21 protein-coding genes are annotated in these 23,849 nt (G+C 41.7%); 3 read left to right on the plus strand and 18 right to left on the minus strand.

Annotation, left to right across the window (positions count from 1 at the left end; translation table 11 throughout):
* Positions 1 to 45: 45 nt before the first annotated feature.
* The 7 genes from KCX82_RS10930 to KCX82_RS10960 form a co-directional block, all read right to left on the minus strand.
* Positions 46 to 960, minus strand: a complete 915-nt coding sequence (locus tag KCX82_RS10930) for a sugar phosphate isomerase/epimerase family protein (protein WP_465250647.1) — start codon at positions 958 to 960, stop codon at positions 46 to 48.
* 54 nt (positions 961 to 1,014) lie between these two features.
* Positions 1,015 to 2,175 (minus strand): Gfo/Idh/MocA family protein, encoded by a 1,161-nt coding sequence (locus KCX82_RS10935; protein WP_227018503.1) that lies wholly within the window; start codon positions 2,173 to 2,175, stop codon positions 1,015 to 1,017.
* Positions 2,176 to 2,230: 55 nt separating this feature from the next.
* Positions 2,231 to 3,190, minus strand: coding sequence for an ABC transporter permease (locus KCX82_RS10940; protein ID WP_227018504.1), 960 nt, complete (start codon positions 3,188 to 3,190; stop codon positions 2,231 to 2,233).
* The gene (locus KCX82_RS10945; protein ID WP_227018505.1) at positions 3,183 to 4,247 is read right to left on the minus strand and encodes an ABC transporter permease; all 1,065 of its coding nucleotides are present in this window, start codon (positions 4,245 to 4,247) and stop codon (positions 3,183 to 3,185) included. Before KCX82_RS10945 ends, KCX82_RS10940 begins: the two co-directional genes overlap by 8 nt.
* Positions 4,240 to 5,757 (minus strand): sugar ABC transporter ATP-binding protein, encoded by a 1,518-nt coding sequence (locus tag KCX82_RS10950; RefSeq protein ID WP_227018559.1) that lies wholly within the window; start codon positions 5,755 to 5,757, stop codon positions 4,240 to 4,242. The genes KCX82_RS10945 and KCX82_RS10950 overlap by 8 nt, the downstream gene beginning before the upstream one ends.
* A gap of 108 nt (positions 5,758 to 5,865) precedes the next feature.
* Positions 5,866 to 6,939: a substrate-binding domain-containing protein gene (locus KCX82_RS10955; protein ID WP_227018506.1), complete on the minus strand. Its 1,074-nt coding sequence runs from the start codon at positions 6,937 to 6,939 to the stop codon at positions 5,866 to 5,868.
* Positions 6,940 to 6,998: 59 nt separating this feature from the next.
* Positions 6,999 to 7,811, minus strand: coding sequence for a sugar phosphate isomerase/epimerase family protein (locus KCX82_RS10960; protein ID WP_227018507.1), 813 nt, complete (start codon positions 7,809 to 7,811; stop codon positions 6,999 to 7,001).
* 464 nt (positions 7,812 to 8,275) lie between these two features.
* Between KCX82_RS10960 and KCX82_RS10965 the strand changes: the two genes are divergently transcribed.
* Positions 8,276 to 9,496 carry an ROK family transcriptional regulator gene (locus tag KCX82_RS10965; protein WP_227018508.1) on the plus strand — a complete coding sequence of 407 codons (1,221 nt, stop codon included), beginning with the start codon at positions 8,276 to 8,278 and terminating at the stop codon, positions 9,494 to 9,496.
* 17 nt (positions 9,497 to 9,513) lie between these two features.
* Here the strand turns inward: KCX82_RS10965 and nagA are convergent, their stop codons facing one another.
* Both nagA and KCX82_RS10975 read right to left on the minus strand, forming a co-directional pair.
* Positions 9,514 to 10,638, minus strand: coding sequence for an N-acetylglucosamine-6-phosphate deacetylase (gene nagA, locus KCX82_RS10970; protein ID WP_227018509.1), 1,125 nt, complete (start codon positions 10,636 to 10,638; stop codon positions 9,514 to 9,516).
* Between the two features lie 19 nt (positions 10,639 to 10,657).
* On the minus strand, positions 10,658 to 11,575 hold the full coding sequence (locus KCX82_RS10975) for a nucleotidyltransferase family protein (RefSeq protein ID WP_227018510.1): 918 nt from the start codon (positions 11,573 to 11,575) through the stop codon (positions 10,658 to 10,660).
* A 306-nt stretch (positions 11,576 to 11,881) separates the two neighbouring features.
* Between KCX82_RS10975 and KCX82_RS10980 the strand changes: the two genes are divergently transcribed.
* Positions 11,882 to 12,505, plus strand: a complete 624-nt coding sequence (locus KCX82_RS10980) for a shikimate kinase (protein WP_227018511.1) — start codon at positions 11,882 to 11,884, stop codon at positions 12,503 to 12,505.
* Positions 12,506 to 12,692: 187 nt separating this feature from the next.
* Here KCX82_RS10980 and KCX82_RS10985 read toward each other — a convergent pair whose 3' ends face one another.
* The 3 genes from KCX82_RS10985 to KCX82_RS10995 all read right to left on the minus strand — a co-directional run bounded on the left by KCX82_RS10985 (position 12,693) and on the right by KCX82_RS10995 (position 15,095).
* Entirely contained in the window at positions 12,693 to 13,034 is a 342-nt protein-coding gene (locus KCX82_RS10985; protein ID WP_227018512.1) for a hypothetical protein, read from the minus strand.
* Between the two features lie 149 nt (positions 13,035 to 13,183).
* Positions 13,184 to 13,987, minus strand: a complete 804-nt coding sequence (locus KCX82_RS10990; protein WP_227018513.1) for a hypothetical protein — start codon at positions 13,985 to 13,987, stop codon at positions 13,184 to 13,186.
* A gap of 364 nt (positions 13,988 to 14,351) precedes the next feature.
* Positions 14,352 to 15,095 carry a lysophospholipid acyltransferase family protein gene (locus KCX82_RS10995; RefSeq protein ID WP_227018514.1) on the minus strand — a complete coding sequence of 248 codons (744 nt, stop codon included), beginning with the start codon at positions 15,093 to 15,095 and terminating at the stop codon, positions 14,352 to 14,354.
* A gap of 140 nt (positions 15,096 to 15,235) precedes the next feature.
* On the opposite strand from KCX82_RS10995, the gene KCX82_RS11000 reads away from it, so the two are divergent.
* The gene (locus KCX82_RS11000) at positions 15,236 to 15,847 is read left to right on the plus strand and encodes a phosphatase PAP2 family protein (RefSeq protein WP_227018515.1); all 612 of its coding nucleotides are present in this window, start codon (positions 15,236 to 15,238) and stop codon (positions 15,845 to 15,847) included.
* Here KCX82_RS11000 and KCX82_RS11005 read toward each other — a convergent pair.
* From KCX82_RS11005 to speB, 6 genes are all read right to left on the minus strand, one after another.
* Positions 15,812 to 18,394 (minus strand): methyl-accepting chemotaxis protein, encoded by a 2,583-nt coding sequence (locus tag KCX82_RS11005; protein ID WP_227018516.1) that lies wholly within the window; start codon positions 18,392 to 18,394, stop codon positions 15,812 to 15,814. The two genes, KCX82_RS11000 and KCX82_RS11005, sit on opposite strands and share 36 nt — an antisense overlap.
* A gap of 45 nt (positions 18,395 to 18,439) precedes the next feature.
* Positions 18,440 to 20,197 carry an aldehyde ferredoxin oxidoreductase family protein gene (locus KCX82_RS11010; protein ID WP_227018517.1) on the minus strand — a complete coding sequence of 586 codons (1,758 nt, stop codon included), beginning with the start codon at positions 20,195 to 20,197 and terminating at the stop codon, positions 18,440 to 18,442.
* 30 nt (positions 20,198 to 20,227) lie between these two features.
* Positions 20,228 to 20,689 (minus strand): 4Fe-4S binding protein, encoded by a 462-nt coding sequence (locus KCX82_RS11015; RefSeq protein ID WP_227018518.1) that lies wholly within the window; start codon positions 20,687 to 20,689, stop codon positions 20,228 to 20,230.
* Between the two features lie 79 nt (positions 20,690 to 20,768).
* Positions 20,769 to 22,181, minus strand: coding sequence for an MFS transporter (locus KCX82_RS11020; protein ID WP_227018519.1), 1,413 nt, complete (start codon positions 22,179 to 22,181; stop codon positions 20,769 to 20,771).
* A gap of 23 nt (positions 22,182 to 22,204) precedes the next feature.
* Complete coding sequence (locus KCX82_RS11025; RefSeq protein ID WP_227018520.1) at positions 22,205 to 22,858, minus strand: cyclase family protein; 654 nt, start codon at positions 22,856 to 22,858, stop codon at positions 22,205 to 22,207.
* A gap of 37 nt (positions 22,859 to 22,895) precedes the next feature.
* Complete coding sequence (gene speB, locus KCX82_RS11030) at positions 22,896 to 23,846, minus strand: agmatinase (RefSeq protein WP_227018521.1); 951 nt, start codon at positions 23,844 to 23,846, stop codon at positions 22,896 to 22,898.
* Positions 23,847 to 23,849 lie beyond the last annotated feature (3 nt).

The raw sequence follows: 23,849 nt of genomic DNA on the forward strand, positions 1-23,849 counted from the left end.
TCCCTTTCCTGTTTATCTTTTTACATTTCATAAACTGCAGACCATTTATTTTCCAAGAAACTGGGACATGTATCGGCAGCTCTGCTCAATGCCGTATTTCACATCTTCAATACTTCCTTCAAAAGCCTTATCCTCTACCTCGATGCAGGCACAGCCTTGATATCGGATGTCGTTTAACGCACTGACAAATCCTGCAAAATCAACGCCTCCCAAACCGGGCAACTTCGGCGAATGCCAAAGGGAGGGATAGGAAAACAAACCATATTCATCCAATTTGTCCTGATTGATTTTAATATCTTTAAAATGAACATGGAAAATACGATCCGAAAATTCGTATAAGGGCTTTGTGATATTCATTCCAAGCAGATAAGGATGGGAAGGATCATAGTTCAATCCAAGGTTGGGGCTCAACTCAAACATCTGCCGCCAAACGTAAGGTGTTGATGCAAGATTGTTGCCACCCGGCCATTCATCCTTTGTATAAAGCATGGGGCAATTTTCAATAGCAACCTTTACACCTTTATCCTCTGCCACTTTCATAATAGGAGTCCAGATTTTCCGGAACAGATCCAGATTCTCTTCCACGGTTTTATTTTTATCTTTTCCCAAAAATGTGGTTACCATATGAATCCCCATCTTTGCAGACGCGTCAATTAGCTTTATGATATGGTCCTGTGCGGCCTTTGCCGTTTCGGGATCAGGATCCATGGGATTCGGGTAATAGCCCAGTGACGAAATCTCAACACCGCATGACTTTGCGTAATTGTTATAATACTCCATTCGGTCTTCATCCATATTGTTGATGTCGATATGCGTGACTCCCGCGTATCTTCGAACCGCTTTCCCTACAGGCCAGCAGCAAATTTCAACACAGCCAAAACCCGTTTCCGCTGCGTAATCCATAAGCTCTTCAAAGGTAAAGCCAGGCAGGATTGCCGATACCAAACCTAATTTCATCATAACCCTATCCTCCTAATATTTCTGTACTTGACTGCTTACGAATAAATCTGATTCTTATGAATTTGACGACGCTTCCTCTATTTTCACCCATTGTCTTGTTCTTGCACTTTCACATACCTTCTGGCATAAAAGCATTTCCCGATAGCCCGCTTCAAAGGTAGCAAAATCTCGAACTTTTACGTCTCTATCTTCGATAGCCTGATATATTTTTAAGAAGTTTTGTTTAAAAGTATCCGCAAAACCTTCGGCATGGCCGCCGGGATAGCTGATCACGGCTTTTGTTTCGGGGTATAAAATAGAGGGCTCCTTTACGATTACTTGATTATAGGTCTCCCTTCTGCCGATCCACAATTCATTGGCTGTCTCACTGTCCCAGTGCAGGGAGCATTTACTGCCCGCAACGGATATAATGGTTTGATTCTTTCTGCCTGCGTAAACCTGGCTGATATTGCAGCTTCCCTTTGCACCACCGTCAAAATGGAACAAAACAGAGCAGTAATCTTCCGTCCCGATCTCTACTTCCTGATAGTCTTCAGGCCGAAGCGCCATACCGGAATACGTCTCGATAGCCTTCAGCGGCTTTTTTCTGGTTTTATGGAAGGTTTCAAAATCGGCAAAAACCTCCGTGACTTTTTGACCGATAATCGTTTCCACCATATCAATCCAATGAGAACCGATATCAGCAAATGCCCGGGACTCTCCGGAAAGCTCCGGCTCCAATCTCCAGCTGTAATCCGTATCATAATACAGCCAATCCTGAAGGTAAGATCCATGAACCGTGTAAATGCTGCCTGCATCACCAGCCTTCACCATTTCTTTCATCTGTACAATCTGAGGATTGAAACGAAGACTAAAGTTTACACCCGTCACGATACCGTGAGCCAATGCGTATTCTTTTAAGATTTTTGCCTGCTCTACCGTTACGGAAAGAGGTTTTTCACAAATGACGTTCACACCTCTTTCCATGGCGTACATGGCCATTTCAAAATGCATACTATTTGGAGTACAAATATGTACGGCATCCAGACTTTCCAAATCTATCATCTTCTTATAATCAGCATATCCGGCCGGTACATGCAGAGCCGCTGCTTTTTTCTCTGCGTCAGCAGTATCCGCAAGGGCTACAACATCCACATATCCAAGCCTTCTTAATGCTTCAACGTGCACCGCACCGATAAATCCGACTCCGATAATTCCCGCTCTCATTTGCCTCATGTTCAATTCCTCCTTTTTCACATTGAAGGTCCGGTATTTTCCGGTCCTGCTTTTTTTATTGTCTGATTGGTTTTTCTTTATTGTAAAGGGCCAGCAGCAAAATCAGGACACCTCCCATGATAATGCTTCGCACTGAATCTGAAGAATTTAAAACCGACAGGCAATTGCCAAGCACAATGATCAGCAACGCCCCCGCAGCGGTACCCAGATAGGACCCCTTACCGCCTATCAGCAGGGTTCCTCCCACCACTACTGCCACAATGGACATCATAGTATAGGAATCCAATGACTGGCAAATGACAAAGTTCATGTAGCCGGCACCGATAATGCCGGCAACTCCTGCCAGAAGACTGCCGATTACGTAGGCTAATATCTCAACGGTATCTTTCCTGATTCCTGCAAGATACGCCGCATTTTTATTGTTCCCTGTAAGGAAAAGCTGCTGCCCGAACCGGGAACGGTTTAGCAAATACAGCACCGCAATAAAAATCACTACGGCATACAGACTCATAGCCGGAATGAAGCCAAAGAACCGGTGCTGCAGCGTCTGGGTAAAGAATTTGGAGGTAGTCCCCGTTGGCAGACCCTGGGTGTATACATATTGAAGTCTCGTTACTACGTTGGACACGCACATGGTAATGACCATCGCAGGGAGCTTCAGCTTTACAACACCAACCCCGTTAATGAGGCCGACAATCAATGCCATAGGGATTACCTGAACCAGCACCAAGGGCATCATGCCTTCCTGCCCTGCCATAGTATTTGCGGTAAAAATAGCAGCCATTGACATGACAGCACCGACGGAAAGGTCTATTCCTCCGGTGATCATAATCATCGTCTGGCCTGCCGAGGCAAAGCTTAACAGGAGGGTCAGCGCAATAATCGAGCCAAAGGTATTCGCATTTAACGATGCCGGGTTAATGGCGATATTGACTGTGAAAAGGGCCGCAGATATGATCAAGGCCATTCCTATTTGATTATCCCTGACAAATTGCTTCAGTTTGTTGTTATTCACCAAGGCGCTCACCACCCTTCAGCTGTTTTTTGATTCCGTTCTTAAAGGCTGCCCGTTGAGTCTGAGCCGTAAAGATGGTAGCAACCAGCCCCAATAAAATGATACTGTCGGATACGAGGTTCTGCCAGTAGGTAGTGACCTGAAATCCTGGGATCAGAACGTATAATTGCTTAAACAGATAATATACGCTGCTTTGTATCAATACTAAAAATCCGGATCCAAACAAGGCACAGCTCATGGTGCCCCAGCCTCCTGAGAGAGCAATACCGCCCAGAATACAGGCAGCGATGCTCTTCAGCCCGTAAGCTTCCCCCATGAGCGGATTTCCCGAAGCACTCATGGCTGTCAGGCACAGACCTGCAATTCCCGTGATAAAACCGGCGATCAAAAAAGCTTTCATTTTGACTCTGGCCGGATTGATTCCGGAGGCATAAGCATTTCTTTCATTACCTCCTACCGCGTAGACATGCTTCATATAATCTGTCTTCTTCAGGTAGATCCAGAATAGGAAAATAATCAATACGATTACGAAAGTAATGGGAATCATACCACCGATTTCCTTGCTGTAGGTTCTCCAGACCACCTCGGGCACTGTCCCCTGAGGTTTTGACATGATGATAACATTGATCCCTTTTACAATATAAATCATAGCAAAACTTGACAAGAGTGAAGGGATCCTCATATATGCTACGAAAAATCCGTTAATAGCGGCTATTGCCATAACTGCAAGAATTCCAAGTGCCCATGCCACAGGCCAGGGCACTCCCAGTTCCTGGGGCAGCATGATAGCGATGACATTCACCAAAGATAGTTGAACGCCAATAGAGATATCGATCATGCCCAGAAGCATCAGCATTGCCTGCGCCATAGTGACCAGAATCAGCGGTGTATTCTTCTCCAGCAGCAGTCCAAAGTTGCTTGCGGTAAAGAAATTTTGCGGACCCTGCAATCCAATATTTAATAACAGGACAAGAGAAAAGAGAACAAATCCGGTAAAAGCCGGCGCACGTCGGAAGGATTCGAATCTCTCAATCATTTTTTGGTCTACTCTATCCACTGATTTCAGCACCTCCTTCACAGCTGGTAAGCCCCATCATGGCAGCAACTAATTTTTCTTCGGTGCGGTTTTCCCCTGCAAGCATGGCACTGACTCTACCCTCGTAAAAGATATAGATACGGTCGGCAATTTCCAATAGTTCCGCATTATCGCTGGAGGAAATCATGACTGTCATTCCCTCTTCCGTGCATTTCTTTAGAATTTTATGTATTTCTCTTCGAGAGTTGATGTCTACGCCTTTCGTCGGGTCATCCAGCAGCAGAAGCTTCGGTGCCAATGCGATCCATCGCCCAACTACAAGTTTTTGCTGGTTTCCGCCGGACAGGGAATTTGCAGGATGTTTCAAAGACCCCACCTTGATATTGAATTCTTCCACCGTTTCCTTCGCAAACCGGTTGATTTCTTTTGGCCCCAGATAACCGAACATTCTCCCCTTTGTGGTTTTCCCTGCAAAGATGTTTTCCGCAACGGAACGAATGGGAAAGACTGCCTCTTTATTTCTGTCACCAGATACAAAGCCCATTTCCTTTTTTATGGCCTGAGCCGGTGATTTGAATTTTTCAGATACTCCTTTATAGATAATTTCACCGCTGGAAGGTTTATGAGCACCCAGCAAAGTTCGAATGAATTCCGACTGACCCTGGCCTTCCAATCCCCCGATTCCTATGATTTCCCCTTTATGGCCCGTTACGGAAATATCTTTTACCTTCGGAAGCAGGACCAGATTTTTTACTTCCAGAACCGGTTCTCCCTGGTCCATGTTTTCGTTCTGATCGGAGCAAACTCCCCTGGCATCTGCGTCGGGACGTTTTCCTGTCATATGATAGACAATTTCATTTAAGTCCATTTCTGACATCTTGCCCCGGGCAACGGTCTCTCCGCCCTTTAAAATGGTACAGTTGTCACAGATTTTAAAGATTTCTTCCATTCTATGGGTTACAATGACAATAGCTGCCCCTTCTTTTTTTAGCTCTTTCAGTGTTTCAAACAGGATATCTACTTCATCATGATGCAGAGAGGCTGTCACTTCGTCCAGAAGCAGTAATCTTGGTTTCTGAGAAATGGCCTTTGCCACTTCTATCATACTCTGTAAAGACGGAGCAAGATTTTGTACCAGATCTTCAGGCCTGCAATCTATTTTAAGTCGTGCAAGAATCTCTTTTGCCTGCACGTAAGCTTGTTTTCGATTTATGATACCGAGCGCACCCTTCGGTTCCATTCCAAGAACAATGTTATCCATGACGCTCATGCTTTGAATTAAACTCAAATCCTGATAGGCAACAGCAATACCCAACTTTCTTGAATCCTGTGCATTATGAATTTGCACAGGCATATCATCAAACTCTATTTTCCCGGCATTAGGGTTGACAAGGCCGGAAAGAACCTTTACCAAAGTGGATTTTCCGGAACCGTTGGAGCCCAGCAATGCCCTGATTTCTCCCGGCTCTACTTCAAAGGAAGCTTCATTCAGGGCTACCACCGCGTCAAATCTTTTTGTGATTCCATGCATTTTAAACAATAGCGGATACCTCCTTCCAATTACCTATGGCTTTGCTGATATGGCCGACGGAAACCCGTCGGCCAACATAAAAATTTGTTCCATCAATCTATTTTTCTTTTAATCTACGAAATAAGCCGCTCTGGCTTCATCTAAAGACATATAGCTTGATACGGAAGTGGAATCCGGAAGATCTTTAATGCTGTCCAGTTTTTCACCCATATTGTCATAAGTCATGATCCAGGATGGGGTATATTTAATATTATTCCATTCGGCAAGCTTGGAATCATCAAGCTTATGGCCCTGTAACAGATTCAGCCCTACAGCCAAAGCCGTTGCACCGATTCCCGGAGGATTTTCAACGATAATAAATGGCATAACCAGTTCCTTTTCATTGATTGCGGCTGCTTTTCTGATCCAGCGAACCTCTTCAGAGGAAGTGATGCATCCGGGATAAGGAATTTTCGCTTCTTCGATGGCATTCATGATGCCGTTTGCACCTTCCTGGTTCACGATACCATCAAATTTTACACCGGAGCTGATGATCTGTGCCATCTGCTGCTGAGCCTGCGTGTCATCCCAGCCATGCGCAAATTCCTTTACAATTTCTACGTTATTTTTGTCGCAGACTTCATGGTAAACGGCTTTACGAAGTTCTGAAGCAGAATTTCCGTCAATACCGTTAAACAGCACGATCTTAGATCCTGAGCCCAGCGTTTCAACTGCCCATTCAACATTGATGCGCGCCCAGGCTTCCTGGTCAACGGTCACATTGATGATGTCATTGGAATTGTAAACACAGTCAGCGTTGATATAAGTAATACCTGCTTCTTTTGCCTTCGCAATCACAGGATCCAGACCAGTTGCAGCGATTGGGTTGATCATAATGAGATCATAACCGTCGTTGATGGTCTGCTCTACTTGCTGCGATTCTACAGCAGAGTCATTGTTGGAAGTGAAGGATGCAAATTCGCTTACAATCCCATCTGCCTTATACCCTTCAATTGCTTCCAACAGCTGATTTTCATAAACAACTCGATACGGGTTGCCTTCGATTTCAGCGTTATGAGAAGCAACTTTGAATCCCTGGGCAGGTGCCTGATCACCTTTATCGGCACTTTCACTGCCGCCGCAGCTAGCAAATAATGCAAGTACCATGGAAAGCACTAACATAATAGCTAAAAACTTTTTCATTGTTTACCCTCCTTATAAAATGTGCTTTTATCATCAAAGCAAAAATGCTTCGATTTCTTTTAGAGTTCAAATCCGTATTCTTTTAAATAATCATAGGAAGTTTGTACTGCATCATTGATTTCTTTCAGATCTTTTGGTCCGGCCTGCGTAAACTCAATTTCAATGCTGAAGGGACAAGGATTTTTTCCTTGCTCCAGTTTTTGAAAAAGCATGGCGAAATCTACATAACCTTTTCCCAGAGCAGGGAAATTCCACTCCTTTTTCCCTCCTGCTTTCTCTTTTAGGTGAATAAACCCGATCTTTTCCAGGCAGGCGTCAAGATCATTTTCCATCTCTACATCTCCGTAGTAAATGGCATTTGCCGTGTCATAGTTGATGGATACCAAGTCCGAATCCACCCGGTCAACGATATCTTTCAGAATTACCCCTGTACCGTGATCTCCGTGCACTTCCAGGACGAGCTTTAAGCCATCCTCTTTCAGGTAAGGAATCAGCTCTTTCACATGACCGGCCACTTCTTCGTTGGAGACCACTGCCTTATCCGCAAGATGTGCCTCACCAATAGAAGATACGATATATTCGCAGCCAAAAAAAGCAGCCAGTTTCATGTTGGAAATGAAATCGTCAATACGATCCCGATCCATCAGATTGCAATGGCCGCTCATAGCAAAGGGAATCAGCTTCGCTTCCCTCAGCTTCTTTTTTACACTATTTAAATATGTAAAACTCATGGTTGGAAAAACATGCTCGGTCCAACCCTTGGTTGCAGTAAGTTCTATATAATGAAAACCCGCCTTACCAATTCCCTCAATTGCCTCTTCAATGGCATATCCATGATAGCAATTCGAATTAACACCAATGATTCTTTCCATTTGAATATCCTCCCCTTATTGGAATCTTATCCGAATAATTATGCGGTATTTAACCGTTTCATTCCACTCTGCATGAAATATTACAAGGAACCCCGTTTAATTGATTTTTGTTGTTTACTAGATTGAAATTCCCATCTAAGCATACCTTACCAAGTCCGAACCATCTTTGTTGAGTGCATTATAACTTAAATTTTGCGAGCATGTCAACAGATGGGCCGTCCCAAATCTAGGCCTTTATCCGTAAAATCGAACTCTGAAAAATTGTCAAGCAACCCCTATATTTCAACATTTTATGCCATTTTATCATAAATAATAATCGCTTCTTATTAACCCCTGGTTTTGATAATTTTTATTATCCGTAATTATTATCTTGACTCAAACTCAGATTGTTATTATCATATTTACTAGGTTGATAATATATGATTACTTATTTAATGTTTATGATTTGATACGGGAGGGATCTTATGTCAGAGGACAGAAAAAATCAAGAAAACGTCTCAGGAAGTGTGAATCGTTCCATTGGCAATGCCACGCTTCGATCCATAAACCAGAGAGTAATTCTGGATGCCATTTTTGAAAAAAATATTACCTCCCGGACCGAATTGTCCCGGGAACTGATGATCAGCAAACCTGCTATTGCCGACAATCTGGATGATCTTTTATCCGTTGGCATTGTACAGGAATGCGGTGAGGGAGAAGTCGCCAAGAGCGGCGGCCGAAAACCAAGATTGATTCGTTTTAATAAAAATCATAAAAATATTATCGCCATTGAGCTGAATTTCAAGGATCCTATCTTTGTCCTGGGTAATTTGAAGGGGGATATTTTTAATGAATTTTCTGTAAAGATAACGGAGAATGCAAACGCCGAGGTCCGTATGCGCCTCATAAAAAATGCTATTTATATTCTATTAAACTCCAAGGATTTAAATACGGAAAGTCTGGCATGCATAGCAATTTCCTCTCCAGGGGTATTCCCGGACAAAAAGGAATTATCCTTTGCCAATCCGCAGTTTAAAGAATGGTTCGATCTTGATCTTCCAAGGCTGATCTCTGAAGAATTCAACGTCAATGTTTTGGTGAAAAACGATGTGAATATGGCCGCTTTTGGAGAATCCAGATACGGGGCAGGCAAAAATTCGCAAAATATGCTGTATGTCAGCTGCGGCATCGGGTTGGGAGCCGGTTTGATCCTGAATTCCAAACTTTATGAGGGCCGGTTTAATTCCGCCGGAGAAATTTTCAATCATATAGACCCTGGAAAGCTAAGCATCGGAACAAACTTAGAAAAAATCATTTATCTTGACACCCTGATCAAAAAAGCCCAGGATAGCATGAAAAGAAAATCCTCGTCTTACGGCGAGGATGTATCGGACTTTCATAGTGTAGTGAAAGCTTATAAAGACAGTAATCCTTATATTTTAAAGCATTTAGAAGACATTGGAGTTGAACTGGGCTGTACAGTATCCAACACGGTCAATCTTCTTTCGATCGACACCGTTATCCTGGGCGGGGAATACGTAGCCTTCCAGGAAATTTTTATCGAGCAGATCAGGAAAATTGTAAACAAACACTGTCTGTTTACTCCAGCCATTCTGCCCTCTGAGTTGGGCCATTATGCCGGAATTATGGGCCTCTTTGCGATTTCCAGAGAGAAATATTTTGACTCTCTTATCAACTCTATATAACAGATATTCGGGTACTGTCAGGATACAAGGGTTCCTCCGATATAGCACTCCCTAAGCCGGAATTCTTTATCACAGATAAGGAAATCCGCCTGTTTCCCTGAGGAAATACTGCCTACCCGATCCTGAACGCCCAAGGCCCTGGCCGGATTTATCGTAGCGGCTCTAATTGCATCCTCCGGCCTGATTCCAAAGGAGACAGCCATTTGCATACATTCGAAAAGATCCTTTGTCGATCCCGCAAAAGTAATTCCGTCCTCCAATACGGCGGCACCATTTTTCATGTAGATTTTCTGACCGCCGGATTCATAGACGCCCTCAGGCATTCCGCAGGCCGACAGAGAATCGCTTACAAGGATAATCCTGTGCGCCGTAAACATTGCAAAGGCAGCGCGTATCACGCTTTCATGAAGATGCGCACCATCACAGATCAATTCCACCGACACCTGTTCTGCATCCCTTGCCGCACCTACAATACCAGGCGCTCTATGTAAGAACGGAGGCATTGCATTAAACAGATGTGTCACCTGAGTCGCTCCTGCCTCAAATCCCTTCTTTGCCGTTTCGTAATCTGCTGTGGAATGAGCCAGAGATACCGTGCAAATATCTTTGGCTTTCTTGATAAACTCCAATGCTCCCGAAAGCTCCGGTGCGATGCATACAACTTTTATCAATCCGTCAGCTGCCTGATTTAACCGTAGAAACATATCATAGTCGGGAAGTATTAAATGTTCCTCGGCCTGAGCACCCTTTTTTTCATGAGAGAAAAACGGCCCTTCCATGTTGATGCCCATCAGCCTTGCCAGCCCTTCCGGCTGCCGGTTTCTGAATTGAACAGCATGTTCGTAGGCCTTTTTCAAGGTCTCCTCGGGCAAGGTCATGGATGCCGGCGCGAAGGACGTGATTCCATGTTCAGCAAGATAGCTTGCTATCCTGTGAAGCCCTTCCAAACCTCCGGTAGAAAAATCAAAACCGGAATTGCCATGAAAATGAATATCGATCAATCCGGGGATCACATAGCTTTCATGTAAATCGACAGCGTCATCCTTTTCTTCCATAGACGTAAATATCCCGTTGGCGACGGTAAATCCGCCTTTATGAAAAGTAAAATCCTCCCCATAGATCCATGCATTTTTATAATTCATATGCTTACCCCCACGCCCATTATCCCCAAAGTTTTTCCGGGTAAAACCCTTTGTCCTTCATAGACTGCAGCGCTGCAATTACCGATTCCTTATCATCCCGGTAAGTCACGCCATACCAACGGTCGGCGGATTCCAGTACCTTAATGTCTGCTTTGTTTTCCTTCAAAAGCTGATCCACTGCAAGCGGCAGAAAATATTCCGCTTTTAAAGGGTTTTCTTTCATAGCCTTTTCTAGAAAAGCGGGAAATCTTTCTTCCATTTCCGTCATCATACTAGGCGTAAATCCCCAGAAATTCATGGATACCGTAGTTCCTTGCGCAACCGTTACCCAGTCAGTATCATTTTCCGTGTATTGTATCTTGCCGTCTCTCCACATGATCTTGGTTCTCTCGGTAATTCCCGTAAGATAGCCTTCCGGGGAAGTTTCACAAACGCCGCGGGCCACATGGCCGTTTTCCGTCAAGGTATTCTCCAACCGATAGCCTACCATAGCGTAGCAATAACGCTCCTTGTCCTCTGCCTTTTCCAGAAATTCATACATAGACTGGAAGGCTCCTGCACCATAGTAATCATCTGCATTTATTACAGCGAAGGGGCCTGAGATCTTATCCTTGCAGCTCAGCACCGCATGGCAAGTACCCCAGGGCTTTACTCTTCCTTCTGGTACCGTAAAGCCGTCCGGTAAATCATTGATATCCTGAAAAGCGTATTCTATTTCGATAAATTTTCCTGCTTTATCATCCACTAAGGCTCTGAAGTCCTCTTCCATTTCCTTCTTTATGATGAATATCACTTTTTTGAATCCGGCCATAACCGCATCGTAGAGCGAAAAGTCAATAATCAACTCTCCTGCAGAGCCTACAGGATCCATTTGTTTCAGTCCGCCGTATCTGCTGCCCATTCCGGCCGCCATAACGATTAACACAGGTTCTTTCATATTTCCACCTCATATCTTATTTTCATAATCTCCAGGATTCTCCCAAAATAAAATCTATAATTATTATGCACAATATTACACAAATAATTTTGGTTACATCCTTATCCCGACTTTTATTCTATACTAACGGGTATGGCTTTACAACTTAAAATTGCTGTTGTCACCATCACGGACTACCGTATATAATAAATAGATAGAGATAAAGTGGTTACAATCTAATTACAACCGTCAAATTACATCTGTAAGATTACGTCTGTCAAATTACTTGGTAATGGGCGGCGATCTTAAGCGAATACAGGAGTGAACATGAAAGCAGAAAACAATCGTATATTTTTAATAGGCTATATGGGTTCCGGAAAAACAACGGTTTCCAAAATATTAAGTGAAAGGACGGGCTTTCAGCTTGTGGATATGGACACTGAAATAGAACGGGCTGAAAAGATGCCGATCCGTACCATGTTTATCAAATACGGGGAACATGAATTCAGGAATAAAGAATCGGAGCTGCTGGACAAGCTTTGTCAGGTGTCCAGCGCCGCTGATCTCATGGCAGGCGAGAATACGAATACCCCCAGGGTCCTGGATAAGAAAAGTAAATATGAATCTTTTGCGGGGCTTCAAGGCGGTGTTGTCATATCCTGCGGAGGCGGCATCATTCTGGACGATTTGAATCGTATGATTTTAAAAAAGCAAAAAACTGTGTTTCTGGAGGGAAATCCAAGGCTTTTGTTTGAACGAGTAAACGGTGACACCGGAAGACCCTTTGCCTTTATGGATGTGGCCGACGAGAAAGAACGCTTCCAGAAGTTCCTGGATCTTTACAAAAAAAGAGAAACACTCTATCAGGAGGCAGCTTCCTTTACGGTGAAAATTGATGGGAAAAGACCCGAGGCGATCGCCGATGAAATTCTGGCGGTTCTTATTTTATAGGTCATCAATTCAGGAAGAAATTTTTTCGTATCGTATCCTTGAGAAAGATAAGTACGATCAAAGTCTGACCAAGGATAGCGCCGCCTCCGGAACATAAGGTCCAAAGCAGATAACACATGAGAGCATAAGCGGGATCACAACGATCTGCATCAAACCGGCATAAATGAAGAAAGAGGAACTTGTATGCTCATTTTATTAATAAATATATAATGAATTGAGATAAGAAAACTCCTCCGGCAACAATAAAAGCGCTTCTAAGAAATATTTTCTTATTGTTGCCTTCTGTGAAAAAAACTTTGTTGACTTTTAAATGGGTAACATACAAACAAAATAAAAAGAAAACTAGGGGAACATAAATTAATTCAAAAAGAAACGCATCTTTGGAAGGATAATAGACATCAATAAAAGGGACGTAGCTTAAAATAAGCATTTTTACTACAGTAACAAGTAACACATATATGGTTAATATATGCAAAGGTATTTTAACGTCTTTGATAAACAAATTAAAATTAATTTTAAAAATTTTCATAAATTGCACCTTCTTATTTAGATAAAATTCAGCACGGCCTGATAAAAAAATAACATAGTCTATAATTTAGGAAAGAACGCTATCCTAAACTATATAATATAATTTATCATAGCGTTCTCACAAATTAAAGTATCATTATTAATCCATGTTTAGTAAGTCCAAATTCTATAGTATATAGAATCATCTATTAAACCAGTAAAATTCTGATAGGCGTAATAGTACATAAAATGTTTTTCAGCTGATGTACCTGGACTGCAATTAAATCCATTATAATGCCAATAAGTGTAATCTTTAATAGAAAGAGCGTTTGCTGTAGGATTCATTGCCACCATAGAGGCATAAATGGCTCCCGCAACCATAACTCCTATTGTTACACCCATTCCGCCATAAGCGCCTATTATAATACCCAAAGCACCTATTGTTAGTTGAGTTATTAATTTGTCTCCAAAGGATACCACTGTTGAATTCAATCCCCTATAATCACTGAATTGCTGAGACGTAGTGCCACTAGGAGGATTTGTTGAAGAATGTACTTGTTGTGCATTTGGTACAATAATATTTGGTTGATTTATGTCTAACATATCTGTTTTAGTTTCACCGTTACTAACCTTTGTAAATGTAACAGGAACACCATCTAGGTAAAGAGAACCGTCTTGTTTTATTGTAACTTCATCTTGCTTTTCGCCTTCCACTATCTTGTAGATGATATCGCCATTATTTTGATTAGTTTGTGTAAAATAAGATGTAACGTCAGCAGCTTCATTATATGTAGTGAATGACTTTGAGCCATCTTTATTTAGAGTCTCATTACTAATTGATAATCCTATATTCATAGCTAATGTTCTGTTAAATAAACCTAATTGATTAGTGTTGGCAAATGATAATGTTACACTTGACATCAACATTATAGCCACAAGTAAAAATATCGCTGATTTTCTCATTAGTTTTTTCATTTTTTCCTTCCTTTCTTAATAAAACGCATAGTGCACCTTTAAAAAATTATAATAAAAGAGTTACAATCATATGCATTCACCCCTTCCTAAAAAATAGACTGTTCTATAGCAGTATATTTATTAGGGGAAGATTTTAAGGGGAATGTTTCAAAATTTTAAAAAAAATTTAATTTATTTTGGTGAACACAGATTCACAATTTGGAATTTCGGATTGGTGGGAAATTATAGCCTTTTAATTCATCTTCCCATTTAAAAACCTCCTGGTCAATGCTATACTACATCATCCAAGAGGTATAAACAAACTTTGAAACAGTCTCAAAATTTCTTTTTGTACCGATCCCGTTCCTATTTTTCATCTTATGATTTATTGTTGGCTGTTCATTTCAGTCAATTTAGTCTTAATAATCTCCTCTACTTTTTCGGCAAGATTATTGGCTTCCGTTTTAGGCATATCCTTTGTCTCTATGGCCGGATGAATATAAAATTCTACGGAGGCACCGGGATGTACATACCCTTTGTCCTCATATACGTGGTAGGTACCATTCAGGGTAACCGGCACCACCGGAACTCCCGGCTTAGTTGCCAATCTAAGGCTTCCCTTTTTAAACTCGCCCATTTCAGGCCCTCTGCTTCTGGTACCCTCGGGAAAGATTACCAGGGAGAAACCCTGTTTCAAAAGTTCGATTCCCTCTTCTATGGTTTTCAAAGAAGCCCGGGGATCATCCCTTTGGATGAATACGCTTCTGATATCCCGGATCCATTCACCGAAAACCGGAATCTGGCCCAAACTGATCCTTGCCACAAATCCGATTTGCTTCGTTGTTATGGCTGCACCATATACGGGAATATCCGCATAGCCTTGATGATTCGATACAAACACAACCGGTCCTTCCGGAACATTTTCAAGGCCTGTAACCGTAAGCTTTATTTTGTACTTTTTCATAATTCCTTTGCCCCAGGTTGTGGTGGCATTTAGGATTTGTTCTCTTTCCTTTACTGCATCACCGGCTTCCCTGAAATGTTTTATCTTATAATGAAAACCCCTGAGATGTCTTAAATTGAAATACATCCAGATTGCAAAGCATATAGTTTTATATAGTTTCTTCATAATCTCCTCCAAAACGTAATGTTTACCAGCCATTTTATCATATCATAAAGCAGATGGTTTTTTCTACTAAAAACTATTATAATATATAGATAGGCTGTACACGGTCAATTGTACGGTCGAAGAAAGGTTCGTAAACGAAAATGTTCGATTATAGAAAGTCAGCCACTTTACTCAGCTTTATTATTTTTTCCGTTATCACCTTTATCGTGATGGCAAATGATACGTTGTTATTCGATACGGTGGTACGGGAGCAAATTTATGAGATGCGAAATGATGGGCTTACCTTTGTGCTGAGAACCATCACCTACATGGGAAATAAGCAGACTATTTCCGTGATATGCATCCTGCTCCTGCTATTTTTCCCAAAACGAAAGCTGATAGCAATACCTTTGACCATTTCCGCAATTATTTCCTCAACTCTTCAGACTGCATTGAAAATAACCTTTCACAGGGCGCGGCCTGATTTGGCCCTGCATTTGATTGATCAGGGAGGCTTCAGTTATCCAAGCGGACATTCCATGACAGTACTGGTATTCTATGGCATGATGATTCTGCTTTGCCGGCGATATATAAAAGACAGGACAAAGGCGAATATTGCCACTGTCCTGCTGTCTTGCATGATCTTTCTCATTGGTTTCAGTCGTATTTATCTGGGCGTTCATTATCCTACCGACGTCCTTGGCGGCTGGTCTATTGGTTTTTGCCTTTTGCTGATATTAAAATCGGCTATTGGTACTTTGCATAGCAAATAATAAAGTCTCCGGTTGATTTTCCTTAAGCTTAAATTCACTAATCTGACTTTTTAACAACTCTGCCTGTCCGGCCATTTCTTCGCTGGCCGCTGCATTTTCCTCTGCTGTTGCAGTATTTGCCTGTGTAACTTTTGAAACCTGATTGATACCCGTATAAATCTGTTCAATGGCTTCGGCCTGCTGTAAGGATGCTTCCGCTATTGTTCCAACAATTTCAACTGTATCTGTTACATCGTTGACGATTTTATTCAGTGATTCTGCAGTTTGGATGACCATTTGATTTCCGATTTCAACCTTATGGATGGAATTTTCAATCATATTGGCGGTTTCTTTTACAGCCTCTGAACTTCTTGAAGCTAAGTTACGTACTTCTTCAGCTACTACGGCGAAGCCTTTTCCATATTGACCTGCTCTTGCCGCTTCAACTGCAGCATTCAGAGCCAATAGATTTGTTTGAAAGGCAATATCGTCTATTACCTTTATAATATTTCCTATATTTTTCGAGGATTCTTTGATTTCATTCATCGCAGTAAGCATTTCTTGCATCTGCAGCTTGCCATTTTGTGCATCTTCCTTTGTTTTTGAAGAGAGTCCATTTGCTTTATTTGCATTTACTGCATTTTGTTTCGTCTGTTCTGCTACATTGGTTATTGTTGCTACTATTTGCTCCACTATACCAGCTTGCTCTGATGCACCGCGTGATAAGTCCTGACTTGAAAGTGATACCTGTTGTGCACCTATTTCAACTTGATTTGCTGCTGAACTAATTTCAGAAAGGATCACATTATATTGATCTGTAATATAATTAATTGAATTTTTAAGGCTGTAAAAATCCCCCAAATAGTCTCTTTCAATTCCTCTCGATATATTTTTATGTGCAATTTCAGCAAGGACCTCAGAAATTTCTTCAATATAATTTTTTATAGCATTTGTACTTTTCATTAAAGACTGATTTAATTGATGAAAATTATCTGCAATTTCTTTCGTATCTTCATCTCCTGCCGATTCCAATACGACAAGATCCAGATCGCCCAGTTCCAGCTTATTTAAGTTGGTAATAAGCTTTTCTATTTCATTTTTCTGATAATCAAGTTGCTTTTGAATTTTTCTTTCCGTATTTTTAAGTCCCGTTACATCTTTCGATACCTCTATAATTCCTCTTATCTTACCATCTTTGTCCTTGTAAGGAATCATATCAACAGCAAAGTCAAGTCCTGATCCACTCTCAATAAATGAAATCTTCTCATCTTTTCCTATACAATCAGCTGCTTTGCATTCTTCTCTGTCACACCCAAAGATATGATAACATTTTGATCCGATTGCCTTATCCCTGCCTGTATTTACAACCGAATAGTCAAGAGCGAACTGATTTGCAAATTGTATATTATAATCCTGATCAACGATTAACACGGATGAATTGATGTTATCTAAAAGATTTACATAGCAATCCATTATATCATGTGTCCCGTCGATAACCTGTTTAAAAGTGCCCTTTAAATCGCTGTCCGATCTATAAAATAAATTTCCGTTTAAAACTGCCTCGTTTAAATGATGGATTGCCAGATTTAAATCTTTCATATTATCAGCGATAACATAGACTGCGTTATAAAGGCCTTCATTATTTTCTCGGTTCAATTCCAATTGAGGTAACTCCACCTCTCCTTTTTCAAGCTTATTTAAGGTTTGCAAGAGATTATTTAGTTTAGAAGTCAGATCTGTTACATGAGATTGGACTTTACTCTCTATGTTCTTAAATTCCGTTACATCATTCCAGACTTCAACATATCCGCTGACCTCATCTTTCTTATCTTCATATGGAAAGATCCTTACATTCATGCAAAGGCCCTCTTCATTCTTTAGAAACGAGATTTCCTGATCGGGCTGGACAGAATCGAGCCCTTTACAGCCTTCTCTGTCACAATTGAAAATTTCATAACATTTTAATCCGATAATCTCCTTCCTGTCCATTTCACCGACTGTGTGCTCTAGCGCTGATTTATTGGCAAAAGTAACATGATACTCTTTATCCATGATATATATAGGCACCTGAATACTATCCAGAATTTTGACATATGTATTTTTTTCTGCGTTTAGTTTGTTTAGATCATTTACGATACGCCGCATGTTATGTAATAGGAAGCCCGGATCGTTCCTTTCAAAAATATCAGAATTGAAATTACCCTCTGCTATCTGGCGGATCAGATTAAATTGTTTATTAATATGATCTGCCATCCTGGAAAAAGATCCAATAAATACACCCATTTGGTCCTGGGTTTTTTGTGTGACACTCACATTTGGATAGCCCTCAGCTATACTTTCTGCAGCATTTAAAAGCATTTCAAGAGGGCTTACAACCCACTTTCTGGTCATACGAGATGAGATTGTAAAAAAAACGATACAGAAAAATAAAATAAACATCCAAATTAACAGCATACTTTTGCTGTGCTGTACTAAGAATCCTATACTGGTACTATTTATGAGTATCATTACTAGAATCATCATTGAATTTTTGAATTCTAACGAAACAAATTTTTTATCTTTTCTCATATCATTCACCCTCTATACTACTTCAGTTGCTGTATTTCTATTTATCTATAACTCTGCCAGCAGGCATATAGGAACGGTTCCATCCATGTTCCATCCCAATGCTTCATAATATTCATCCAGCATTTTCGTAAAATCGGCTTCCGGAATTCTTTGTCCCGCCGCAGCTCCGGATTTTAGAGCCTCATTGATAATCCTCTTTGGAACAGTATCGTCTTTTCGGTCAAATCCTTCCCGTTGATTAAATGCTCTCGCTATATGTAAAACACGCTCTGCCACATCATCCATATCCTCTTCTGAAAATTGTTTCCCGGTAACAATTGTTAACAACTCGGCCATTCTATCCATACTTAGTGCCCAAAAATCACATAAAATCAGCGAGAATTTTACAGCGCTATATTTTGCCAATTCATAAACCAGCTGTCCCTTTCCCTCTGAAGTGTAAGGGGGAACCGATGCGGAATATACCTCTTCCGCAGGCGGATAAGCTCTCATATGGCATGCGCCTCTGTCTGAAACTGCATAGGCCAATGCTGTGGCCCAGGAGCCCCGCGGTTCATATTGAGGGTATTCAAGACCTTTCACATGCATTGCAAAATCTTTACCTCCATATTTTTCAGCCAGCTTCTTCACTCCAAGACAAAGCTCAGCTCCAACATCTCGTTTTGTCGCGATCATTTCAAGATATTCAATCAATTTATCTCCTTCACCAAATCGGATGCCAAAATCATGCAATCCTTTTTCTGTCATCTCCATGGCATAAGCAATGGTATCTCCGGTGCTGATGGTATCAATTCCCAAATCATCACAGATCTGATTAAATTTCAAAATCGTATGGATATCAGTGATGCCGCAATTAGGTCCGGCGACAGCTATCGTTTCATACTCAGGACCTTCACATGCAGTTCCGTTTATTTTTGTAAAATTACCGCATCCTAAGCCGCAGCTTCCGCAGCCTTTTTTACCTGACCGATTTGCCTTCATGTTTTCTGAACTATAGAGAGACCAGTTTTCAAGAGTGGCATCAGAAAAGTTTTTAACGGGCAGAATGCCGCCATCATTACAAGCTTCCACAAAACATGCAGTACCATCTGAGAATGTCCAGAGATTTGAATCTGTCAAGGTATCTTCTCTTAAAATTTCGTGTATTCTCTTGGTTGTATTTACGATATCATGCACTTTAACACTGCCGGTACCAATGATTACAATGGCCTTAAGATTCTTGCTTCCCATTACGGCGCCAATACCGCCTCTGCCTGCCTGACGGTAATAATCAGAATTGATGCAAGCTGTCCCTAAAAGATTCTCTCCTGCCGGACCAATGGATAGTATAGATGCCTGTTTTCCATATTTATTGATTAATATGGATTCCGTCTCATGGGAGCCTTTGCCCCACAGTTCTATGGCATTCTTGAATTCTACTTTATGGTTCTGTATCAATAAATACCCTGGCTGGTCCAACTTGCCTTCCAGCACAATAGCATCATAGCCCGCATACTTTATTCGATTGGCAGCATGCCCGCCTATGGAACAATCCAGAATTGTTCCTGTTGCGGGGGATTTAGATGCTATGGACAATTTGCCTGAACATGGAACCGGGGTTCCGGTAAAAGGACCTGTCATCAGGATCATCTTATTTTCTGCGGAAAGAGGATCAATTCCAGCCTTTAATTCTTCATATAAATATTTGATTGCTAAGCCTTTTCCCCCGATATATTTCTCTGCCCACCTGGTGTTAAGAGGCTCTGTAATTATTTCTTTATTATTTAGGTCAACTCGTAGAATTTTGTTTTGATATCCCTGCATTTTCTAACTCCTCCTGTTACTCAATCCCTGCTACTCAAAACTCAATGCTCCATGAGGGCACATTTTAACACACCAAGGGTCGCCATCACAGGTATCACATATAACGGCTTTCTCTTCCCTCAGTTTAATTGCTTTAAACGCACATTTCTCAGCGCAGATGCCGCAGCCTGTACAAGTATCCCTGTCTACCGAGACTTTATCAATGATTGTAATCGCATTAACAGGACATTGTTTTTTACAAACTCCGCATAGAGAACAGATATGTTTCTCGAATTTTAATTCTTCTCCCTGCTCGTAGTAGGATTCGATTTCTAATCTTGCCAGATGAAGAGCATATACGCCTTCATGCATTCCCGAACACGCCAGCATACATAATTGGCAGCCGATACAATTTTCTTTGTTAAATTTAAGTCTCTTTACCGTCATGATTTTCGCCTTTCTGTTAAAGTATTTCAAACAAATAAGAAGGGGCTTGGCATTTATATTTTGCATGCTTCACCCCTGATTTCAGCGTACGCTATTTCATCTTTATTTTTTCAAAATGAATGACAGCCGCTGGTTTTTTTGTTCCTTATATTCTTATTAAGTCTTTAAAGTCTTCCAGGTTAATCTCCTTGCCTGCTCTCTTGTCTTCCAGAGCCTTGACCACCTCTGCATGTCTTTTCTTATCCAGAGGATTGGTTACCATAAAAAGAACACTGATTAAACAGCAGACCGTTGTCCCACCGGCAAACAGCCACAGAATACCGTTCAAGGTTTCTTCTGTCTGAACGCCCCCTGCTTGATAGCCAATAATACCCAGAATCATACCAACCAGACTGACGGTTACTGCAGATGCAACTTTTTGAGAAACCGTGGCCGCCGAATAGAAAATGCCTTCTTTTCTGTCGCCGGTTTTCAATTCGTCAACCTCTACACAATCAGGAATCAATGCATATACTACCTGATACAATGCGTTCAAACCTACAACCAGGATTCCACACATAATCACCGGGGCAACCACCTTCCCAGGTACGTTGAAAACCAGCGGGAACAGAACCATGCATAAACCCCAAAGCCCGAAAGAAACGGACCAGGAAATCTTCTTTGACCAATGTATGGACATCCAGTTTACTGGATATACCCACAGCAGTCCAATAATCCACATTAGTGTGTTAACAGTAGCAATTTGTCCTTCGCTTAAGGCCAGATTATAGGAGTAATAATAAACCATAGTACCGAGGAAAACACATTGTGCCATGATACCAAAGATAAAGCCTCCGGCCACATGAAGGAAAGACCGATTTTTCAGCGGTCCTTCTTTAATAAGGTTCCAGCTGATCTTATCTGATACAATTGCTTCTTTATTTTCATAGCCGTCCGTTGCTTTCCAGCCGATAAAAATGCTTACGGTACATAGTAAACCGAAAACTGCGAAACATACCGACCATGCGGATTGTGTAGATCCGGTCAACGGCTCCAGCATGCTGGTGAAATACATGACGCCGCCGCCGAAAATGCAAGCTGCCAAGGCCCATACGATTCTGATGCTGCCAAGCTTGCTTCTTTCGTCGTAATCATCGGTAATTTCTCCGGCCAGTGCGGTATACGGGATGTCAAGGACGGTCTGAGCTGTATAGAATATAACGGCAACTATGATAAAGTAAGCCTTTGATAAGGTTCCTTCAAAACCAAAATCAGTAAATAATAACCAGGTAACGATTCCAAATGGGATCGCAACCCAGAACATGTACGGTCTCCGCCTCCCTTTAACCGGATCCGACTTATCTGAAAGCATACCCACCACAGGATCTGTAACTGCATCCCATAAAGTACCGATTGTCATAATCAAACCGGCAAAGGAAGCGGCCAATCCCACTACATCTGTAAAAAAATAGAGTCCGTATGTCGTAAACATTGTAAAGGTGAATAAAGTAGCCCACCCTGGTGCGCCATAACCAATCATTGTTTTTTTAGACATTGGTGCACGTTTCGTCTGATACATAAAAACCTCCCAAACTTTCCTGATTACTCAAATTGTACTGCAACCGCCCTGACTGGTGATCCATCCACACCAATGAGCTTTAGCGGCAGAAATATAACAAATGGATCCTCAAAGTCTATTTCATCAAAATGTGCCAGATTTTCTGCAATGATACCTTCACCCTGTGCATACATATCATGAAGCGGAAATTCGGTGCCGCCTGTACTGTCCAGATTGATGCAATCGGTAGCTACGGTCATAATTCCCTTTTCTAAAAGGAATTCTCCCACTTCCCCGGATAAAAACGGATGATCAAAAAATTCTTCTGTTCCTATTTTTTTGTACCAGTCAAACCGAAAAAGCACAATATCACATTTATTAATTTTTTCTTCATAAGGCAAAACTTCTTCCAGCGTTACCATTTCATTCGCCTTTTTATAATTGACATTAATCACCACAGCATTCCCCATAAAGAGCTTCAGATCCATCTTATCGATGGTGCTGCCTTCATTGCGGAAATGATAAGGTGCATCAACATGTGAGCCTGACTGTGTCCCTACAATGACTCGGGACAGGTTATAGCCTTCCTTTTCCAGTGTTGTGGCAACAGTAATATTCGGCTCCGGATCCCCGGGATATACCACAGTCCCATTGGTAAGATTGTGAGTCAGGTCTACTATTTTCTTTATCTTTTGCATGTGAATACCTCCTGTAGGTTTCTTCCGACTGTAAGCTTTATCGTTTTCCGTCTTTTCTTTGCAGTGCAAGGATTGATATAAATTCATGCATAATGTTTGCCGCCATATAGGCAGTAATACCAGCCGGGTCAATTGTTGGTAAAACCTCAACAAGATCCATCCCTATAAAATTCAAATTCTTCATTTCACGAACCAGGCATAGAGTTTGATGTCCTGTGAAGCCTCCGATTTCTATTGTTCCTGTACCAGGAGCACAGGACGGATCCACAAAGTCGATATCAAAGCTCAGAAATACTTTTGCATCCTGCACTCTTTCCCTGATTCGCTTTCCCGCTTCTGCTATGCCAATCTCATGAAGCTCATTAGCAGTCAAAACCTCAAACCCGAGATCAACCGAACCCTGTACATCCTCCGGCCCATACTGAGACCCCCTGATTCCAACCTGAATGGAATGTTTTGTGTCAATCAATCCCTCTTCGCAGGCTCTGCGGAATGGTGTCCCGTGTGCGTATTTCTGTCCCCAATACTGATCCCAGGTGTCCAGGTGAGAATCAAAATGTACCAATGCAACCGGGCCATGTTTTTTCGCTATGGCTCTAAGCTCGGCTAAGGTAATGGAATGATCGCCTCCCATGGCAACAGGCAGAACACCGGCATCCAGCAGCGGTTTTAGGCCCTCCTCAATCTGCTTGTAGGACTCCAAAATATATCCCGGTGTAATATCAAGATCACCATAGTCGATGCCTGATAAGTAATCGAAGATATTCACATTCAAATTCATGCTGAAATTGCGCATGAGCGTTGATGATTCACGAATCGCACCCGGCCCGAATCTGGCTCCGTTTTTATAGCAGCAGCCTGTATCAAAGGGAATTCCCAGGATTGCGAAGTCAACATCTTCCGTTGTCTTAACATGGGGCAGTCGCATAAAGGTTTTGATTCCTGCAAATCTTGGTGCTGCAGATGCACTTGGTGGTTGATATTTCATGTT

This window comes from Sinanaerobacter chloroacetimidivorans (assembly GCF_018128545.1).
Lineage (GTDB): Bacteria > Bacillota > Clostridia > Peptostreptococcales > Anaerovoracaceae > Sinanaerobacter > Sinanaerobacter chloroacetimidivorans.

Coding starts and splice junctions, on each gene's coding strand:
- KCX82_RS10935 (WP_227018503.1), bottom strand. CDS start 2,175: ATGAGGCAAATGAGAGCGGGAATTATCGGAGTCGGATTTATCGGTGCG.
- KCX82_RS11025 (WP_227018520.1), bottom strand. CDS start 22,858: ATGCAAAAGATAAAGAAAATAGTAGACCTGACTCACAATCTTACCAAT.
- KCX82_RS10950 (WP_227018559.1), bottom strand. CDS start 5,757: ATGCATGGAATCACAAAAAGATTTGACGCGGTGGTAGCCCTGAATGAA.
- KCX82_RS10955 (WP_227018506.1), bottom strand. CDS start 6,939: ATGAAAAAGTTTTTAGCTATTATGTTAGTGCTTTCCATGGTACTTGCA.
- nagA (WP_227018509.1), bottom strand. CDS start 10,638: ATGAATTATAAAAATGCATGGATCTATGGGGAGGATTTTACTTTTCAT.
- KCX82_RS10960 (WP_227018507.1), bottom strand. CDS start 7,811: ATGGAAAGAATCATTGGTGTTAATTCGAATTGCTATCATGGATATGCC.
- KCX82_RS11005 (WP_227018516.1), bottom strand. CDS start 18,394: ATGAGAAAAGATAAAAAATTTGTTTCGTTAGAATTCAAAAATTCAATG.
- KCX82_RS11000 (WP_227018515.1), top strand. CDS start 15,236: ATGTTCGATTATAGAAAGTCAGCCACTTTACTCAGCTTTATTATTTTT.
- KCX82_RS11010 (WP_227018517.1), bottom strand. CDS start 20,197: ATGCAGGGATATCAAAACAAAATTCTACGAGTTGACCTAAATAATAAA.
- KCX82_RS11015 (WP_227018518.1), bottom strand. CDS start 20,689: ATGCAAAATATAAATGCCAAGCCCCTTCTTATTTGTTTGAAATACTTT.
- KCX82_RS10995 (WP_227018514.1), bottom strand. CDS start 15,095: ATGAAGAAACTATATAAAACTATATGCTTTGCAATCTGGATGTATTTC.
- KCX82_RS10965 (WP_227018508.1), top strand. CDS start 8,276: ATGTCAGAGGACAGAAAAAATCAAGAAAACGTCTCAGGAAGTGTGAAT.
- KCX82_RS10975 (WP_227018510.1), bottom strand. CDS start 11,575: ATGAAAGAACCTGTGTTAATCGTTATGGCGGCCGGAATGGGCAGCAGA.
- KCX82_RS11020 (WP_227018519.1), bottom strand. CDS start 22,181: ATGTATCAGACGAAACGTGCACCAATGTCTAAAAAAACAATGATTGGT.
- KCX82_RS10990 (WP_227018513.1), bottom strand. CDS start 13,987: ATGAAAAAACTAATGAGAAAATCAGCGATATTTTTACTTGTGGCTATA.
- speB (WP_227018521.1), bottom strand. CDS start 23,846: ATGAAATATCAACCACCAAGTGCATCTGCAGCACCAAGATTTGCAGGA.
- KCX82_RS10985 (WP_227018512.1), bottom strand. CDS start 13,034: ATGAAAATTTTTAAAATTAATTTTAATTTGTTTATCAAAGACGTTAAA.
- KCX82_RS10930 (WP_465250647.1), bottom strand. CDS start 960: ATGATGAAATTAGGTTTGGTATCGGCAATCCTGCCTGGCTTTACCTTT.
- KCX82_RS10980 (WP_227018511.1), top strand. CDS start 11,882: ATGAAAGCAGAAAACAATCGTATATTTTTAATAGGCTATATGGGTTCC.